Source organism: Marinobacter sp. B-12 (assembly GCF_056857915.1).
Map to the genome: position 1 here is coordinate 1 of NZ_JBSXOB010000001.1, position 2,006 is coordinate 2,006.

Genomic DNA, 2,006 nt, shown 5'->3' on the forward strand with positions numbered 1-2,006 from the left:
CAAGCCGTTCACTTAAAGTGGATCTGAACGGCTTGGCCCGGCCCGAAAAGGCGCTATACTACTGGATATCCAGACAGTATGGTGCCTTTTTTCATGAGAAAGAAATCTTGCCAGAAGGATTGGCCGCGAGTTCCTGAGAGGTTTGAGGGGATTCAAGTTAACGGCTGCGGGGCACCAGATTGCGAGAACTTTGGTCTCTCACCGGCCCCGAAGGAAAGAATACCCAAGGAATCTAATAGAGAAACGGATGATCGTCAAATTCCGGAAATGCCGGAGCCCTTCAGAATTCAGGGAACGGGTCTAAATTCTGCCTCCCTGACCTGCAAATCCTGCGAAGCTCGAAAACAAGCCGGTGAGTATTCAGGAAGCATTACCTCGGCCCTTAAGAGTAACCAGGCTGTTGCTCAAGAGCTTCATCGAATCAGCCGATATCTGTCAGGTCCTGATTTAAATTGCCCCAACGGTTGCACATGCGACGGCGGCGAAATAAAACGACGCGGGAAAACAGCCTCGGGTTCTCAACGCTATCAATGTCTTTCATGCCGGAAGACATTTACACCCAAGAAAAGAAACCGCAGCCACCGGAGACCAGAGACGAACAAGCAGTTCTTCAAGCTCCTAGTTAATCGCGTACCTTTACGCCGCATCGCTGAAATTCTGTCTATCCATCCAAAAACACTCTACGGGAAAATAGATTTCCTGCACCGTCAGTGCCTCGACTTTGCTAGTCGGCGAGAAATTGAGCTGAAGAAAATGGATCGTTCTCGCCTTTATCTGGCGACAGATCGTCAGGTGCAAATCAGCAACTGGACGCAACGAAAAGACAAACGAAATTGTGAGGTTTACGGAATCGCTACGGCCTGTCTCCGAACCGGTTATGTGTTCGCCTTCAATTTCAATTTTGATGCGAGCGTTGATCAAGATCAGATAGAAAAACACGCCATCGAGATTGGTGACTATGACCGCCCCAAGCACCATCGCAATTACGCAAGGGTGTGGCTGAAGCAGGAGTTTGCAGACGCCACCAAGCGCTCCTCTCGCCGCACAGAGCAACTGGCAGCGGGGTCCTTGGCGGAAGAGGTGCAGCGCAAGGCTGCTTTTGATAGCGCCGTTAATGTGAGTGGATCATCTGAGGATTTTGATTCCACAACGCGTCTTCCAGCCAAGGGCGTCTTGATTCACAACGAATACACCATGACAGCGCATTTCTTCCTGTTAAGGCAGTTACTGGATTCTGTCGGACGAACTCGATTTTATATGGACCAGGACACAGGGATGCGAGGTGCTTATATTGCGGCATTTCGCGACAAGATACTGGACGGGGAGTCTGATGGTTTTTTGATCAGGGCAAGCAAAGATAAAACCGTAGATGCTAAACGGCAATTAGTCCGAGATGCTCAGGAATTGATCAGTGAATATGCAGGTGCCTCCTTCCAGAAGATGTCGCGGAAGGAGAGAAAAGAAGTCATCAATCGAATGTTGATCGACCGAATTCAAAAACCACTGTCATTCCCGAATTCACCCGAAAAATGGGTTCAATATCCGGAAGCCACCATGGTGGAATCCGAAAAGATGATTGCGGCCATCACCAGGACCGACCGCTATTCTCTGGATCATCAAGCGAGTCTTCTTCAAATGGGGTCACTGCACTCGGTAGATCGATTCTTTATGCAGATCCGGAGAGCCATAAGCTGTTTTGAGCGACCATTTGGATCTGGAACCAGTGGGCGACGCGTCTGGTACGGTTACTCGCCATATAACCCGGACAGGTACAGTCAGCTTGGCGATATCTACCGAGTTTATTACAACTACTGCAAACCGAATGACAAAGGCAAGACTCCTGCGATGCGCCTGGGTCTTGCAAAAGGCCCAGTGGACTTAGAAAAGATCATCTATCTGGACAAATACACCAAGGTCAGCTCATAAAAAAGGGCCGATGGAAATATCCATCGACCCTCTTGCTACCCGGTCCGGCCAACCCAGATCCACTTTAAGTGAACGGCTTG

The 2,006-nt window shown here is 49.6% G+C and carries 1 protein-coding gene; it reads left to right on the forward strand.

All coding sequences use genetic code 11. The features are described from left to right. The first annotated feature begins 93 nt into the window (after positions 1-93). Positions 94-1,926 carry an IS1/IS1595 family N-terminal zinc-binding domain-containing protein gene (locus AC13D2_RS00005; protein WP_288075806.1) on the forward strand — a complete coding sequence of 611 codons (1,833 nt, stop codon included), beginning with the start codon at positions 94-96 and terminating at the stop codon, positions 1,924-1,926. Positions 1,927-2,006: the final 80 nt, after the last annotated feature.